Source organism: Aureimonas glaciei (assembly GCF_014643375.1).
Taxonomy (GTDB): domain Bacteria; phylum Pseudomonadota; class Alphaproteobacteria; order Rhizobiales; family Rhizobiaceae; genus Plantimonas; species Plantimonas glaciei.
This window is the reverse complement of sequence record NZ_BMJJ01000001.1, coordinates 429,035-442,977: the sequence shown is the minus strand read 5'-3', so window position 1 is coordinate 442,977 and position 13,943 is coordinate 429,035. Positions and strand designations below refer to the sequence as shown.

Here is a 13,943-nt window from a genome sequence, read left to right as displayed (position 1 = left end):
GACCGACCGCCGGCAAGCCTGCGGTCGGTCGAAATGTCTGCGCCGGCCCGGACGGGATCGGCAAGCGCCGCGGTCGTCCTGTCTGCCGGGCAAAAGCGCTCAGAATTCCGACCAGTTGTCCTCTTGCGGCGAAGCCTGCGGCGCGACGCCCTGACGGCCGCTGTGGCGCAACTGGGCGACCGGGCGCGCTGCGGCCGGCCGCTTGGACACCGGACCGCTTGGACCCCTGGCGTGCGTCGCGGTGGCGCGGGTCGAAAACCGCCCGATCAGCGCCGCCAGATCCTCGGTCTCGTCGGAAAGGTTCTGCGCGGCGGCCGTCGTCTCCTCGACCATCGCTGCGTTCTGCTGGGCGACGATTTCCTGCAGCGACTTGCCGGACGCAGTGACGAGGTCGACGCCCTCGCCGACCTGTTTCGAGGAGGTCGAGATCAGGTCCTTGATCTCCTTGGCCGCCTCGGCCGAGCGCTGCGCGAGCCCGCGCACTTCCTGCGCCACCACCGCGAAGCCACGGCCGGCTTCACCGGCCCGTGCCGCCTCAACGCCAGCGTTCAGGGCGAGAAGGTTGGTCTGGAAGGCGATCTCGTCGATGACGCCGATGATCTTGCCGATCTTGTCGGAGGAGTCCTCGATCTGGCTCATCGCCGCGACGGCGCGGGCGACGATATCGCCACCCTTTTCGGCGTTCTTCTGCGCTGCCGTGGCGCCGATCTGGGCACGCGCGGCGCCCTCGGCCGTCTGGTTGACGCCGCTGGCGACCTGGCTCAGGGCTGCCACGGTCTCTTCCAGGCTCGCCGCCTGCTGCTCGGTGCGCTGGGCGAGGTCGTTGGAGGCGACGGTGATTTCGGTGAGGCCGGTACGGATGGCGGTGATCGACTGGACAACCGATCCCATCGCTTCCTCGAGCTTGCCGACGCTGTCGTTGAACAATTCGCGCATGCCCTCGTAGTCGGCGGAGAAGGGCCGGTCGAGGCGGGTGAGGAGATCGCCCGCGGCCAGCCGCTGGAAGCCGGTGGTGACCTCGCTCATGAAGAAGGCGTGCGCGGCGACGTAGCCCTCGCCGAGGCTTTCCTGCTCCAGGCGCTCGGCTTCTCTCGCCGCCACGGTCGCCGCCTGCTCTTCCTTCAGCCGCTTCTGCTCGATCATCGCATGGCGCAGATGCTCGACCGATCCGGCCATGCGGCCGATCTCGTCGCCGCGATGCCGGCCGACGACCTCGACATCGGTCTCGCCGTCGGCGACCGCCGCGACGGTCTTGGCCAGGCTTTCCAGCGGCGCGAACATGCGGCGGGCGAGCCAGAGCGCGACGAGACCGATAACGAGCGCGGCCAGGGCCGAAAGGACGCCCATGCGCCACTGGAGATCGTTGATGGACGAGACGAATTCGGCCTTGGGGATGCCGACATAGAGGACGCCGATGGTCTTGCCGGCGGCATCCTTGATCGGATCGTAGGCGGTGTAGAAGGGGGTGCCGAGAATCTCGGCCTCGCCGCGGAAGGGCTGGCCGGCGACGAACAGGGCGTCGTGCACGGGGCCGGGGGCGAGCTTGGTGCCGACTGCCCGGCTGCCATCCGGCTTCTTGACGTTGGTGGCGATGCGGGTATCGCCCATGAACACCGTGGCGGTGCCGCCGACCAGTTCCTTCACCTTGTCCACTGGCTCGAAGAAGTCGTTGAGCTTCTGCCGGCCGGCGTACAGGCTGTCCCCCTCAATGCGGAAATCCCGGCCATAGGTCGTCAGCACCTGCCAGGCGACGCCCATATTGGTCATCTGGCGGGCCGCGGCCCGATCGGCGCCTTCGCCGCGCAGGAGAAGACTGCCGCCGATGCCGAACAGCAGCGTCAGGATCGCCAAGGATCCGACGACCATCAGCGAGACCTTGGCGGACAGAGAGAGCTTGCGCATGTCGGGGGCCCTGGAGCTGTGCCGTCGCTAATCATGACGCGATCGCGGCAGGTCAGAAGAAGTCAGCCGCAGCCGAGGTCTTTCTCCTCACGCAACGGTCATTTAACCTGTAGTGATGGTCGAAACACCTTAAGATTGTCCTTGTGCCCGCCCCCTCGAGCGGCAGCCAAGCGGAGGCGACGGCTTCGGGCGACCCTGTCGCGGAAGGTCTGCGACCGCCGGATGCCGCGTTTGCGCGCCCGCCCCTCGCGCTTTCGTGGAACATGCCGCTATACAGGCGGACGGCCGAAGGGAGACCCTCATGACGACAGCGACGCGGATCGACGGCAAGGCGATGGCCGCCGGCATCATCGAGACGGTGAAGGCGGCGACGGCCGCGCTGGCGCCGCACACCGTTCCGGGCCTCGCCGTGGTGATCGTCGGCGAGGATCCGGCCAGCCAGGTCTATGTCGGTTCCAAGGCGCGGATGGCCGAGGATTGCGGCTTTCACTCGGTCAAGCACGTGCTGCCGGCCGAGACGGCCGAGGCCGACCTTCTCGCCCTCATCGCCGACCTCAATGCCGACGCGGCAATCCACGGGATTTTGGTGCAGCTGCCGTTGCCGCCGCAGATCGACGCCAACCGGGTGATCCAGACCATCGACGCCGATAAGGACGTCGACGGCTTCCACCTGCTCAATGTCGGGCGGCTGGGCACCGGCGCCATCGACGCGGCCTTCGTGCCCTGCACGCCGGCCGGATCGATGCTCATGCTGCGCAAAATCCTCGGCGACGACCTGTCGGGCAAGACGGCGGTCGTCGTCGGGCGCTCCAACATCGTGGGCAAGCCGATGGCGCAGTTGCTGCTCGCCGCCAACGCCACGGTGACCATCGCCCATTCCCGCACAAAGGATCTCGCCGCCGTCTGCCGGGGCGCCGACATCCTCGTCGCCGCCGTCGGCCGCCCGGAAATGATCCGCGGCGACTGGGTGAAGGAGGGGGCGGTGGTCATCGACGTCGGCATCAACCGCGTCGACGCGCCCGAGCGCGGCACCGGCAAGACGCGGCTCGTCGGCGACGTCGCTTACGAAGAAGCCGCGGCGCGGGCGGCGGCGATCACGCCGGTCCCCGGCGGCGTCGGACCGATGACCATCGCCATGCTGATGGCCAACACGGTGACGGCCGCGTATCGCGCGGCGGGGAAGGCAGCGCCGCGGATCTGAGGGAGCTGCACCCCCGTCTCAGATCGTCATCCTCGGGCTCTGACCCGAGGACCCATGCCGAAGCGGTCGAACGCCGCTCTGGATCAGGATCCCGTCTATTCCCATCCTGCTGAGGGACGATCGGTTTCCCCGTCACGGCATGGGTTCTCGGGTCAAGCCCGAGAATGACTATCGTCACAGGGCGGCGCCTTTCGGAGGGTGCCGCCGCTGCTCAATGCGAGTTCAGAGTGGAGCGGCACCTCCGTCTCAGATTAGTCATCCTCGGGCTTGACCCGAGGACCCATGCCGAAGCGGTCGAACGCCGCTCCGGATCAGGATGCCGTCCATTCCCATCCTGCTAAGGGACTACCGCTTCCCAGTCACGGCATGGGTTCTCGGGTCAAGCCCGAGAATGACTATCGCCAGAGGTCGGCACCTTTCGCAGGGCGCCTTCCAGCAGCGGCGCGGGCGTTCGCCTGCTTCAACCGCGCGGCTGGCCTCAGGCGGCGCCGTCGGTCTCGTCGGCCGGCTTCGGCTCCGCCGCGACTTTCGGGCCTCCCTTGGCGACGCCGACCATGGCCGGGCGCAGCACGCGGTCGCCGATGGCATAGCCGTCCTGCACGACCTGAACGACGGTGTTGTTCGGCACTTCCGCGTTCGGAACCTCGAACATCGCCTGGTGGAAATTCGGGTCGAAGCGCTGGCCCTCGGGGTCGAGCTTTTTGACGCCGAATTTTTCCAGCGTCGCCAGCATGCCCCGCTCGGTCAGCTCGACGCCGTCGAGCAGCGTGCCGAGGCCGGTCTCGCCGCCCTCGCGGGCGCCCTCGGGCACGGCGGCGATGGTGCGGCGCAGATTGTCCATGACCGACAGCATCTCGCGGGCAAAGCCGGTGACGGCGTAGGTGCGCGCGTCCTTGACCTCGCGCTCGGTGCGCCGGCGCAGATTCTCCATATCGGCGGCGAGCCGCAGCATGCGGTCCTTGAGATCGGCGTTCTCGCTCTCGAGGCCCTCGATCCGCTCGGCCGCGACGCTGGCGATGAACGCTTCGGCCTCGTCCTCGGAATAGTCCGGGCGGTCGAACGGCGAGCGCTCGCGGGCGCCTTGCGATGCGGCCTCCGTCGCCGGGTCGAAATCGGTCTCGTTGCCGCGGTCTTCGGTGTCGCTCGTCATGATGCTCAAGGTCCTCGCGTTTCGCACCCCTTCCGCCGATGCTCGTCAGAGGATCGGGAGTGAAGGGATCGTTGCATGTGCTGTGCCGCGGATATCGAATGCGGCGAGCGGAAAATCAAGGCTTGCGGCGATTCCATCGGGCCGCGCCGCGCTGTCGCGGGCCCTCCCCGGGTGCCGGATCAGGTCACGAGCGCCGCGCCGCGGCGCCTTGGGCCAGGAGACGCGAGACGAGGCGGGCGGTGTAGTCGACCATCGGCACGATGCGGCGATAGTTCAGCCGCGTCGGTCCGATCACCCCGACGGCGCCGATGATCTTCTGCTCGCCGTCGCTGTAGGGCGCGACGACGAGCGAGGAGCCCGACAGCGAGAACAGCTTGTTCTCCGAGCCGATGAAGATTCGGACGCCATTGCCGGTTTCGGCGAGATCCAAGAGTTCGATGATGCCGCTCTTGGTCTCCAGCTCGTCGAACAGGAGCCGCAGCCGTTCGAGGTCGTCCGACGCCGTGACGTTTTCGAGGAGATTGGCGCGGCCGCGCACGATGAGGCGCGCCGGCTGGCCGGCGGCGGCGCCCGACCAGACCGCGAGGCCCTTTTCCACCAGGCCCTGGCTGAGGATGTCGAGCGCCGTCGCCGCCTCGTCCTTCAGCGCCTGCACCCGGTCGCGCGCCTCGCCGAGGGTGCGGCCGACGACATGGGCGTTGAGAAAGTTCGAGGCTTCGACGATCTGCGCGGCAGTGACGCCCGAGGGCAGGTCGATGACGCGGTTCTCGACGTCGCCGTTCTCGCCGACGAGGACGGCCAGCGCCTTCGTCGCCTCCAGGCGGATGAACTCGATGTGCTTCAGCCGCATGTCGGCCTTGGCCGTCAGAACCAGGCCGGCGCCGCGCGACAGGCCCGACAACAGCTGGCTCGCCTCGGTAAGGAGCGAGTCGAAGGGCCGGAGGTCGCCGGTCGCCTTGACCTTTTCCTCGATCGCCTCGCGCTCGCCCTGCGGCAGGTCGCCGACCTCGAGAAAGGCGTCGACGAAGAAGCGCAGGCCGAGTTCGGTCGGCATGCGGCCAGCGCTGACATGGGGCGAGTAGATGAGGCCGAGCGTCTCCAGATCGCTCATCACGTTGCGCACCGAGGCCGGCGACAGGGCCGTCGTCAGCAGCTTCGACAAAGCGCGCGAGCCGACGGGTTCGCCGAGGTCGAGATAGGATTCGACGATCAGGCGAAAGATGTGCCGCGACCGCTCGTCCAGCATCGCGGGGAAATCCGGTGCGGGAAGTCTGAACTCGTTCATCGGTCGTTCTCTCAACATCGCCCATCACTATACGGGGGTTGAAGAAACTGTCCAAGGCCGACGATGCGGAAAGCCGGCGTCGCCGTGCGGCGGCCCCAAGCGGGAGGGGCCGTCACCCGCTTTCAGGATCCTGTTGCCGGAATTATTTTGCGCCACCCCCTCCGGCGTGGTTAAAGGCCGGTTCGATGGGAATCGCACGAGCCAAGCGCCCACACGGCATATCGACGACAGGATCTGAACCATGCGGCCTTCCAAACGCGCCAATGACGAATTGCGCGCCGTCTCGCTCGAACGCGGCGTCTCGCTTCACGCGGAAGGCTCGTGCCTCGTCAAGTTCGGCAACACGCACGTCCTGTGCATGGCCAGCCTCGAGGAGCGCGTGCCGCCCTTCCTGAAGAATTCCGGCAAGGGCTGGGTGACGGCCGAATACGGCATGCTGCCGCGCGCCACCGGCGACCGCATGCGGCGCGAGGCCTCGAGCGGCAAGCAGTCCGGCCGCACGCAGGAGATCCAGCGGCTGATCGGCCGCTCGATGCGCGCCGTCGTCGACCTCGAAGCGCTCGGCGAGCGCCAGATCACCATCGACTGCGACGTCATCCAGGCCGATGGCGGCACCCGCACGGCCGGCATCACCGGCGCCTTCGTCGCCCTCAACGACTGCCTCGCCTGGATGGAGGGTCGCGGCATGGTCACGCGTTCCAAGGTCCTGAAGGACCACATCGCGGCGATCTCCTGCGGCATCTACAAGGGCGAGCCGGTGCTCGACCTCGATTATCTCGAGGATTCGGCGGCCGACACCGACGCCAATTTCGTCATGACCGGTCGCGGCGGCATCGTCGAGATCCAGGGCACCGCCGAGAAGGAGCCGTTCAGCGAAGCGGAGCTGGCGAGCCTGCTCGCGCTCGCCAAGGGCGGCATCGGCACGCTGGTGGAACTGCAGCGCCAGGCGATCGCCTGAGGGATTTTGAGATGCGCAGGATCGACGGCAATAGGCTTCTCGTCGCCAGCCACAACAAGGGCAAGATCCGCGAACTCGACTTCCTGTTCGGGGGCCTTGCCATCGAACTCGTGACCGCCGGCGAGCTCGGCCTGCCCGAGCCCGAGGAGACCGGCACGACCTTCGTCGAGAACGCCCGCATCAAGGCTCTGGCCTCGGCGACGGCCGCCGGCGAGGTGGCGCTCGCTGACGATTCCGGCCTCTGCGTCGATGCGCTGGGCGGGGAACCCGGCGTCTATACGGCCGACTGGGCCGGTCCCAATCGTGACTGGTCGATGGCCATGCGCCTCGTCGAGGAGAAGCTGCAGCAGGCCGGCGCGACCCGCTCCGACCAGCGCGGCGCGACCTTCGTCTCGCTGCTCTGCCTCGCCTGGCCCGACGGCCACACCCAGGAATATCTCGGCGAGCGCCGGGGCACGCTGGTCTGGCCGGGACGGCACGGCGAGATGTCCTATGGCTACGATCCTGTGTTCATGCCGGACGGCGAGACGCGCACCTATGGCGAAATGACCGCGGCGGAGAAGCATGGCTCGATCTGGACCGCGCCGGGGCCGCTGTCGCACCGCGCCCGCTCGGTGCAGAAGCTCGTGACCAAAGCCTTTCCCGAGGGAATTCGCCCTGCTGCTCTTCCGGCCGGATGAGCGTGGGATGACCGAGTTTCCCGCCCCGCCGCCGGCCCTTGCTGCCCCGACCGCGACGGTCCGCAGCTTTCCGCCCGTGGCGCGCGAGCCGGGTTTCGGCGTCTACGTGCACTGGCCGTTCTGCGCGGCCAAATGTCCGTACTGCGACTTCAACAGCCATGTCCGCCACCAGGCGATCGACCAGGAACGCTATGCCGCGGCGTTTACGCGCGAGATCGCGGAGATGGCGAAGCGCTCGCCCGGCGAACGGGTGACCTCGATCTTCCTCGGCGGCGGCACGCCCTCGCTGATGCAGCCGCGCACCGTCGGCGCCATCCTCGACGCGATCGCCGCCGCCTGGACGGTCGACGCGAATGCCGAGATCACGCTGGAGGCCAATCCGTCCAGCGTCGAGGCCGAGCGTTTCCGAGGCTATCGCGCCGCCGGCGTCAACCGCGTCTCGCTCGGCGTCCAGGCGCTGAACGACCGGGACCTCAAATTCCTCGGCCGGCTGCACAATGTCGACCAGGCGAAACAGGCGATTGGCCTTGCCCGCGAGATCTTTCCGCGCCTGTCCTTCGACCTGATTTACGCCCGTCCCGGCCAGACCGTCGAGGCCTGGGAGACCGAGCTGACCCAGGCGATCGACATGGCCGCCGACCATCTGTCGCTCTACCAGCTGACCATCGAGGAGGGCACGCCCTTCTACGCCCTGCGCAAGGCCGGCAAGCTGCCGGTGCCGGACGGCGAGCTGTCGGCCGCGCTCTACGAAGCGACGCAGACTTTGACCGCCGCGCGCGGACTGCCGGCCTACGAGATTTCCAACCATGCGGTGCCGGGTGCGGAATCGCGCCACAACCTCACCTACTGGCGCTACGGCCTCTATGCCGGCGTCGGCCCAGGCGCGCATGGGCGGCTGATGGGCCCGGACGGGCGCCAGGCGATCGCCACCGAGCGCCATCCCGAAACCTGGCTGAAAATGGTCGAGGACTGGGACCACGGCATCGTCACCGACGACACGCTGTCGCCATCCGAGGAAGCGGACGAGCTGCTGCTGATGGGGCTGCGCCTCAGCGAGGGCATCGACCTCGCCCGCTGGCGCCGGCTCACCGGCCGCGACATCGACCCGGTCAGCGAGGCCGATCTGAAGGCGCACGGCATGGTCGAGCGCCTCGGCCCCGATCGCCTTCGCGCCACGCCCGCCGGCATGCTGGTGCTGGACGCCGTCGTCGCCGATCTCTGCTAGAACAGGGCATGAGCGACATTTCTGACGACGCCGACCCGGCGGAAATTCCCGACAGGCCCGAGATCGACGCGATCCCCGCGGGCGGCGATGCCAGCCTCGGCTTTCGCGTCCGCGACCGCGAATTTTCCGGGCACCGGCCGGAGCCCGCGCTCTATCTCGTGGCGACGCCCATCGGCCATCTCTCCGACATCACGCTGCGGGCGCTGGAAGTGATCGGGGGCGCCGACCGGCTCGCCTGTGAGGACACGCGCGTCACCGCGACGCTTTTGTCGCGCTACGGCATCAAGCGGCGGATGACGCCCTATCACGAGCACAATGCCGAGGAATCGGGCGCGGGCCTTCTCGCCGAACTCGTCGCCGGAAAAAGTGTCGCGCTGGTCTCCGACGCCGGCACGCCGCTCGTCTCCGATCCCGGCTTCCGGCTCGTCGGCCAGGCGATCGAGGCCGGTATCCCGGTGATCCCGATTCCCGGGGCCTCGGCGGTGATGGCGGCGCTTCTGGCCTCCGGCCTGCCGTCCGATGCCTTCTTCTTTGCCGGCTTCACCCCGCAGAAGCAGGGCGCGCGGCGGGCGCGGCTGACGGAACTGACGCGCATTCCCGGCACGCTCGTCCTGTTCGAGGCGCCGCACCGCATTGCGGACGCGCTCGCCGACATGGCCACCGTCTTCGGCGCCGACCGCCCGGCCGCCGTCTGCCGCGAGCTGACGAAGGCCTATGAGACGATCTACCGCGGCACGCTGTCGGCGCTGGCGGCGGAGTTCGCGGCGATGGAGCGGGTGCGCGGCGAGATCGTCGTCTGCATCGCGCCGCCGCCGGCGGAGGCGGCCGCGAGTTTTGAAGACACCGACGCTATTCTGACCGGGCTGCTCCAGGAGATGAAGCCGACGCAGGCGGCGCAGGAGGCCGCGCGCCTCACCGGCCTGCCGCGCCGCGACCTCTACGCCAGAGCCCTGGCTCTGAAGGCGCCGCGTTAGCGCCATGGCGCGGCCGGCGGCGCCTCGAGGACCGGAGGAACGCCGCCGGCGCTTCGCCCGCGGCCATCGCGGCGAGTTTTTCGCCGCCTGGGCGCTTCGCCTGAAGGGCTTTCGCATCCTCGCGGTCCGCCATCGCACGCGGCTCGGCGAGATCGACCTCATCGCCCGCCGCGGCGACCTCGTCGCCATCGTCGAGGTGAAGGCGCGCCCGACGCTGGAAGAAGCGATGGACGCCGTCGGGCCGGACACGCAGCGCCGCATCGAGCGCGCCGCCGACCTCTGGCTCGCTCGCCAGAAGGACCATGCCCGCCTCAGCCTGCGCTTCGACATCGTCGCCGTGCTGCCGCGGCGCTGGCCGGTGCATGTGCAAGATGCGTGGCGGGGGCGGTAGAGATAAGGCTATGACGACCAGGGATTGACCGTCGGGACGCCCGTCGGCGCGAAGTCGCGGATGTTCCGCGTCAGGACCGTCAACCCGTGGCGAAGGGCGGTCGCCGCGATCAGCCCATCTGCGGTCGGAATCTGCCGGCCCCGCTTTCGGGCTTCCACCGTCAGTTCTGCCCAGAGCCGAGTCGTGGCAAGATCGACATCAAGCGTTTGCGTGGCCAAGACGCTCTCAAGAGTTTCGGCCCAGTCGGTCAGGGTCGCGCGTTGCCGACCCTCGCGCAACATCAGGATGCCTCTGCGGATCTCGCCAAAGGAGATCACGCTGACATAGAGATCGCGGTCATCGATCGCATCGACAGCTATCTTGACCGCCTGATCGCCGTTCGGATGGCGAATTTCGGATAGGACACAGGTGTCGAGCAGGAAGCGCGGCATCAGATGTCCCCGAAGTCCACCTCCCGCGGCAGCGACTTGTCTCTCGACAGGTCGAGCCCCTCCAGTGAAGGACCCTCGAAGAGGGCCTTCTTGATGTCGGACCGCTGGCCGCCCCGCCGGGCGAAATCAGCCGCTTTCACGACCACCACCGCCTCACCCTCGCGGACAATCGTCTGCGGTCCCTCGTTGAGGGCCCGGTCGATGATCTCGCCGATCCGGGTCTCGGCATCCTTCATGCGCCAGTCCATATGCGCCTCCTTGGCCCAAGCCGCCGGGGGATGATCGTCCGTGGTGTAGCACATCCGCCGCGACCGTTCACCGCCGGCGCGATTGCCAGCGGCCCGCTTCCCGGCTACCTCCCCATCTCCCGATGCCCGAAGGAGCGCCCCATGGCCCTTACCGTCGCGGTCCAGATGGACCATGTCTCGTCGATCTCGATCAAGGGCGATTCCACCTTCGCCCTGGCGCTCGAAGCCGAGCGGCGCGGACACAGCCTCTACCACTACACGCCGGACCGCCTGTCGATGCGCGACGGCCGGGCCACGGCCCGGGCCGAGCCGATGACCCTGCGCGAGGAGGAGGGCAACCACTTCACCCTCGGCCCCCAGGAGAAGATCGACCTCGCCGACACGGACGTCGTCCTGCTGCGCCAGGATCCGCCCTTCGATATGGCCTACATCACCTCGACGCATATTCTCGAGCGCGTGCATCCGAAGACGCTTGTGGTCAACGACCCGGCCTCGGTGCGCAACGCGCCGGAAAAGATCTTCGTCACCGAGTTTCCCGACCTGATGCCGGAGACGCTGATCACCAAGGACCCGCTGGAGGTCGCCGCCTTCCGTGCCGAGTTCGGCGAGATCGTGATGAAGCCGCTCTACGGCAATGGCGGCGCCGGCGTCTTCCACATCACCAAGGAGGACCGCAACCTCACCTCCTTCATGGAGACCTTCGCGCTGCTCTTCCGCGAGCCCTTCATCGTGCAGCGCTATCTCAACGACGTGCGCCAGGGCGACAAGCGCATCATCCTCGTCGACGGCGAATTCGCCGGCGCGATCAACCGCGTGCCCTCGGAAACCGACGCGCGCTCCAACATGCATGTCGGCGGCCGGGCCGAGGCGACCGAATTGACGGAGCGCGAGCGCGAGATCTGCGCCCGCATCGGTCCGTCGCTGAAGGAGCGCGGCCTCCTCTTCGTCGGCATCGACGTCATCGGCGACTATCTGACCGAGATCAACGTCACCTCGCCGACCGGCATTCGCGAGGTCAAGCGTTTTGGCGGCGCCGATATCGCCAGCCTTCTCTGGGATGCGATCGAGGCGAGGGTCGGCACCGGTCGCTGACAGGCAAAGTTAATTTGCTTTTCATCTTTCGTCACGAATTTTCCGCATAACCGATTCGGCTGGTTTTGTTCCCTTCTCGTTCTTGTTTTATCTCTTAACGTAAGATAGGATGACGTTAGGAGAACATTCACGGGGTTGCCCGCGCGCCAGCGCGGGCGGTTTGGGGGCGCCGGCATGGTGTCGCGGGTGAAGACGGTTGCTTTCCAGGGGGTCGAGGCTATCCCCGTCGATGTCCAGGTGATGATCGCGCCGGGCAAGATGGGCATGCAGATCGTCGGCCTCGCCGACAAGGCGGTGGCCGAGAGCCGGGAGCGGGTCCAAGCGGCGCTGCACGCCTCCGGCCTGTCGATGCCGCCGAAGAAGGTGACCGTCAATCTCGCCCCGGCCGACCTGCCCAAGGAGGGCAGCCATTACGACCTTGCCATCGCGCTCGGCCTGATGGCGGCGCTCGGCGCCCTTCCCTCCGATGCGCTGGCCGGCTTCGTCGTCGTCGGCGAGCTCTCGCTCGACGGCATGATCGCCGCCGTCGCCGGCGTCCTGCCGGCGACCATGGGCGCCAACGCGATTGGCCTCGGCCTCATCTGTCCTGCCGCCTGCGGCTCGGAGGCCGCCTGGGCCAGCGCCGACATGCCGATCGTCGCACCGCGCAGTCTGATCCAGCTGGCCAATCATTTTCGCGGCACGCAGGTTCTCGGCCGCCCGGAGCCGGCGATCCGCAGCGGGCCGGAGGGCGGCGCCGACCTGTCGGAGATCAAGGGGCAGATCGTCGCCAAGCGCGCCCTCGAGGTCGCCGCGGCCGGCGGCCACAACCTCCTGATGATCGGCCCGCCCGGCTCGGGCAAGTCGATGCTGGCGCAGCGCCTGCCCTCGATCCTGCCGAGTCTGAGCCCGCGGGAGCTTCTGGAGGTGTCGATGATCGCCTCGATCGCCGGCGAACTGGCGGGCGGCAAGCTGTCGGACCGGCGGCCGTTCCGCGCCCCGCACCACTCCGCCTCGATGGCGGCCATGGTCGGCGGCGGCCTGAGGGCCCGGCCGGGAGAAGTCTCGCTCGCCCATCGCGGCGTCCTCTTCCTCGACGAGTTTCCTGAGTTCCACCCGGCCGTCCTCGACTCGCTGCGCCAGCCGCTGGAGGGCGGCGAGAGCGTGATCGCCCGGGCCAATCACCGCGTCACCTATCCCGCGCAGTTCCAGCTGATCGCGGCGATGAACCCCTGTCGCTGCGGCATGGCGGGCGAGCCGGGGCATTCCTGCCCGCGCGGGCCGCGCTGCGCCGCGGACTACCAGGCCCGCCTTTCCGGCCCGCTGCTCGACCGCATCGACCTCCGGGTCGACGTTCCCGCCGTCACCGCCTTCGACCTGATCCGGCCCGCCCCGGCGGAGACCTCGGCGACGGTCAAGGCGCGCGTCGCCGCGGCGCGCACACTGCAGGCCGGGCGCTACGAGGCCCTCGGCCTTGCCTCGACGACCCTCAACGCGCAGTGCTCGGCCGCGCTGATCGAGACGGTGGCCGCGCCCGACGAGGGCGGCGCGCGCCTGCTGCGCGACGCGGCCGAGCAGATGAAGTTCTCGGCCCGGGCCTACCACCGCATCCTCAAGGTCGCCCGCACGCTCGCCGATCTCGAGGGCGAGGAGACGGTGCGGCGGGTCCATCTCGCCGAGGCGATCGCCTACCGCATGGCGGGTGAGAGGCGCGCCGTCGCGGCATGAGGCGCGACGGCGAGCCAGCGCCAGGGGAACCAGCGCAAGGGGAAGCATCCGCCAGCCTCGGCTATGACGCGATCGCCGACCGGTTCGATGCGGCACGGGGGCCGAAACCGTGGGAATGGCGGCTCTTCGAGGAACTGGCCGCCGTTCTCCCGGCCGGCGCGGCGGTGCTCGACTGCGGCTGTGGCAGCGGGCATCTCGGTCTGGCTCCCCTCCTGGCGCGGGGATGCCGAATCCAGGGCGTCGACGGGTCGGCGGCCATGCTGGCGCTGTTCTCCCGCCGATATGCCACGGTGCCGGTCCGTTGCTGCGACATGCGGCAATTCGAGCCGGCCGAACCGTTCGATGCCATCATCGCCTGGGACAGTCTCTTTCACCTGACGCAGGCCGATCAGGCCCGGATGCTGAAGCGCTTCGGCAAATGGCTGCTGCCCGGCGGCCGGCTCATCTTCACCTCCGGGCCAAGTTGCGGAAGCGTGACCGGAGACATGTTCGGCACGCCCTTCCGCTATTGGAGTCTCGACGAGGCCGGATATCGCGACCTCCTCGCCGAGCATGAATTTGTGAACGTGTCCTGCTGTTTCGACGAACCGGCGGGCGACAACCACAGGGTCTGGACAGCCGCGAAGCGGTGACGGCCTTTCCAAGTCCCCGTCGATCTTCGGCCCGGGAGGTCAATCTCCAGCCCGGGAGGGCGACCGC

14 protein-coding genes are annotated in these 13,943 nt (G+C 68.4%); 9 read left to right on the top strand and 5 right to left on the bottom strand.

What is annotated here, in order from left to right; all coding sequences use genetic code 11:
* Positions 1-99 precede the first annotated feature (99 nt).
* The gene (locus IEX88_RS02055) at positions 100-1,902 is read right to left on the bottom strand and encodes a methyl-accepting chemotaxis protein (protein WP_188848886.1); all 1,803 of its coding nucleotides are present in this window, start codon (positions 1,900-1,902) and stop codon (positions 100-102) included.
* Between the two features lie 301 nt (positions 1,903-2,203).
* On the opposite strand from IEX88_RS02055, the gene folD reads away from it, so the two are divergent.
* Positions 2,204-3,103 carry a bifunctional methylenetetrahydrofolate dehydrogenase/methenyltetrahydrofolate cyclohydrolase FolD gene (gene folD, locus IEX88_RS02050; protein ID WP_188848885.1) on the top strand — a complete coding sequence of 300 codons (900 nt, stop codon included), beginning with the start codon at positions 2,204-2,206 and terminating at the stop codon, positions 3,101-3,103.
* A gap of 478 nt (positions 3,104-3,581) precedes the next feature.
* Here the strand turns inward: folD and grpE are convergent, their stop codons facing one another.
* Positions 3,582-4,253: a nucleotide exchange factor GrpE gene (gene grpE / locus IEX88_RS02045; protein ID WP_188848884.1), complete on the bottom strand. Its 672-nt coding sequence runs from the start codon at positions 4,251-4,253 to the stop codon at positions 3,582-3,584.
* A gap of 184 nt (positions 4,254-4,437) precedes the next feature.
* The gene (gene hrcA / locus IEX88_RS02040) at positions 4,438-5,538 is read right to left on the bottom strand and encodes a heat-inducible transcriptional repressor HrcA (protein WP_188848883.1); all 1,101 of its coding nucleotides are present in this window, start codon (positions 5,536-5,538) and stop codon (positions 4,438-4,440) included.
* A gap of 241 nt (positions 5,539-5,779) precedes the next feature.
* Between hrcA and rph the strand changes: the two genes are divergently transcribed.
* The 5 genes from rph to IEX88_RS02015 are packed head-to-tail and all read left to right on the top strand — an operon-like array spanning position 5,780 to position 9,766.
* The gene (gene rph / locus IEX88_RS02035; protein WP_188848882.1) at positions 5,780-6,496 is read left to right on the top strand and encodes a ribonuclease PH; all 717 of its coding nucleotides are present in this window, start codon (positions 5,780-5,782) and stop codon (positions 6,494-6,496) included.
* Positions 6,497-6,507: 11 nt separating this feature from the next.
* The gene (locus IEX88_RS02030; RefSeq protein WP_188848881.1) at positions 6,508-7,176 is read left to right on the top strand and encodes a non-canonical purine NTP pyrophosphatase; all 669 of its coding nucleotides are present in this window, start codon (positions 6,508-6,510) and stop codon (positions 7,174-7,176) included.
* Between the two features lie 7 nt (positions 7,177-7,183).
* Positions 7,184-8,401 (top strand): radical SAM family heme chaperone HemW, encoded by a 1,218-nt coding sequence (gene hemW / locus IEX88_RS02025; protein ID WP_188848880.1) that lies wholly within the window; start codon positions 7,184-7,186, stop codon positions 8,399-8,401.
* Between the two features lie 8 nt (positions 8,402-8,409).
* Positions 8,410-9,375, top strand: coding sequence for a 16S rRNA (cytidine(1402)-2'-O)-methyltransferase (gene rsmI, locus IEX88_RS02020; RefSeq protein WP_188848879.1), 966 nt, complete (start codon positions 8,410-8,412; stop codon positions 9,373-9,375).
* A gap of 4 nt (positions 9,376-9,379) precedes the next feature.
* Positions 9,380-9,766 carry a YraN family protein gene (locus tag IEX88_RS02015; protein ID WP_188848878.1) on the top strand — a complete coding sequence of 129 codons (387 nt, stop codon included), beginning with the start codon at positions 9,380-9,382 and terminating at the stop codon, positions 9,764-9,766.
* An 8-nt stretch (positions 9,767-9,774) separates the two neighbouring features.
* Here the strand turns inward: IEX88_RS02015 and IEX88_RS02010 are convergent, their stop codons facing one another.
* Positions 9,775-10,197, bottom strand: a complete 423-nt coding sequence (locus IEX88_RS02010) for a type II toxin-antitoxin system VapC family toxin (protein ID WP_188848877.1) — start codon at positions 10,195-10,197, stop codon at positions 9,775-9,777.
* The gene (locus tag IEX88_RS02005; protein WP_188848876.1) at positions 10,197-10,445 is read right to left on the bottom strand and encodes a type II toxin-antitoxin system prevent-host-death family antitoxin; all 249 of its coding nucleotides are present in this window, start codon (positions 10,443-10,445) and stop codon (positions 10,197-10,199) included. Before IEX88_RS02005 ends, IEX88_RS02010 begins: the two co-directional genes overlap by 1 nt.
* Positions 10,446-10,586: 141 nt before the next feature.
* On the opposite strand from IEX88_RS02005, the gene gshB reads away from it, so the two are divergent.
* From gshB to IEX88_RS01990, 3 genes are all read left to right on the top strand, one after another.
* Positions 10,587-11,537, top strand: coding sequence for a glutathione synthase (gshB, locus tag IEX88_RS02000; protein WP_188848875.1), 951 nt, complete (start codon positions 10,587-10,589; stop codon positions 11,535-11,537).
* A 174-nt stretch (positions 11,538-11,711) separates the two neighbouring features.
* The gene (locus IEX88_RS01995) at positions 11,712-13,244 is read left to right on the top strand and encodes a YifB family Mg chelatase-like AAA ATPase (RefSeq protein WP_188849282.1); all 1,533 of its coding nucleotides are present in this window, start codon (positions 11,712-11,714) and stop codon (positions 13,242-13,244) included.
* Positions 13,241-13,876 (top strand): class I SAM-dependent DNA methyltransferase, encoded by a 636-nt coding sequence (locus tag IEX88_RS01990; protein ID WP_188848874.1) that lies wholly within the window; start codon positions 13,241-13,243, stop codon positions 13,874-13,876. Before IEX88_RS01995 ends, IEX88_RS01990 begins: the two co-directional genes overlap by 4 nt.
* Positions 13,877-13,943: the final 67 nt, after the last annotated feature.

Bases quoted from the DNA above. Each gene is read 5' to 3' on its own strand.
- grpE (WP_188848884.1), bottom strand. From the start codon at position 4,253: ATGACGAGCGACACCGAAGACCGCGGCAACGAGACCGATTTCGACCCG.
- gshB (WP_188848875.1), top strand. From the start codon at position 10,587: ATGGCCCTTACCGTCGCGGTCCAGATGGACCATGTCTCGTCGATCTCG.
- IEX88_RS02010 (WP_188848877.1), bottom strand. From the start codon at position 10,197: ATGCCGCGCTTCCTGCTCGACACCTGTGTCCTATCCGAAATTCGCCAT.
- folD (WP_188848885.1), top strand. From the start codon at position 2,204: ATGACGACAGCGACGCGGATCGACGGCAAGGCGATGGCCGCCGGCATC.
- IEX88_RS02005 (WP_188848876.1), bottom strand. From the start codon at position 10,445: ATGGACTGGCGCATGAAGGATGCCGAGACCCGGATCGGCGAGATCATC.
- IEX88_RS02015 (WP_188848878.1), top strand. From the start codon at position 9,380: ATGGCGCGGCCGGCGGCGCCTCGAGGACCGGAGGAACGCCGCCGGCGC.
- IEX88_RS01995 (WP_188849282.1), top strand. From the start codon at position 11,712: ATGGTGTCGCGGGTGAAGACGGTTGCTTTCCAGGGGGTCGAGGCTATC.
- rph (WP_188848882.1), top strand. From the start codon at position 5,780: ATGCGGCCTTCCAAACGCGCCAATGACGAATTGCGCGCCGTCTCGCTC.
- hemW (WP_188848880.1), top strand. From the start codon at position 7,184: ATGACCGAGTTTCCCGCCCCGCCGCCGGCCCTTGCTGCCCCGACCGCG.
- IEX88_RS01990 (WP_188848874.1), top strand. From the start codon at position 13,241: ATGAGGCGCGACGGCGAGCCAGCGCCAGGGGAACCAGCGCAAGGGGAA.
- IEX88_RS02030 (WP_188848881.1), top strand. From the start codon at position 6,508: ATGCGCAGGATCGACGGCAATAGGCTTCTCGTCGCCAGCCACAACAAG.
- hrcA (WP_188848883.1), bottom strand. From the start codon at position 5,538: ATGAACGAGTTCAGACTTCCCGCACCGGATTTCCCCGCGATGCTGGAC.
- rsmI (WP_188848879.1), top strand. From the start codon at position 8,410: ATGAGCGACATTTCTGACGACGCCGACCCGGCGGAAATTCCCGACAGG.
- IEX88_RS02055 (WP_188848886.1), bottom strand. From the start codon at position 1,902: ATGCGCAAGCTCTCTCTGTCCGCCAAGGTCTCGCTGATGGTCGTCGGA.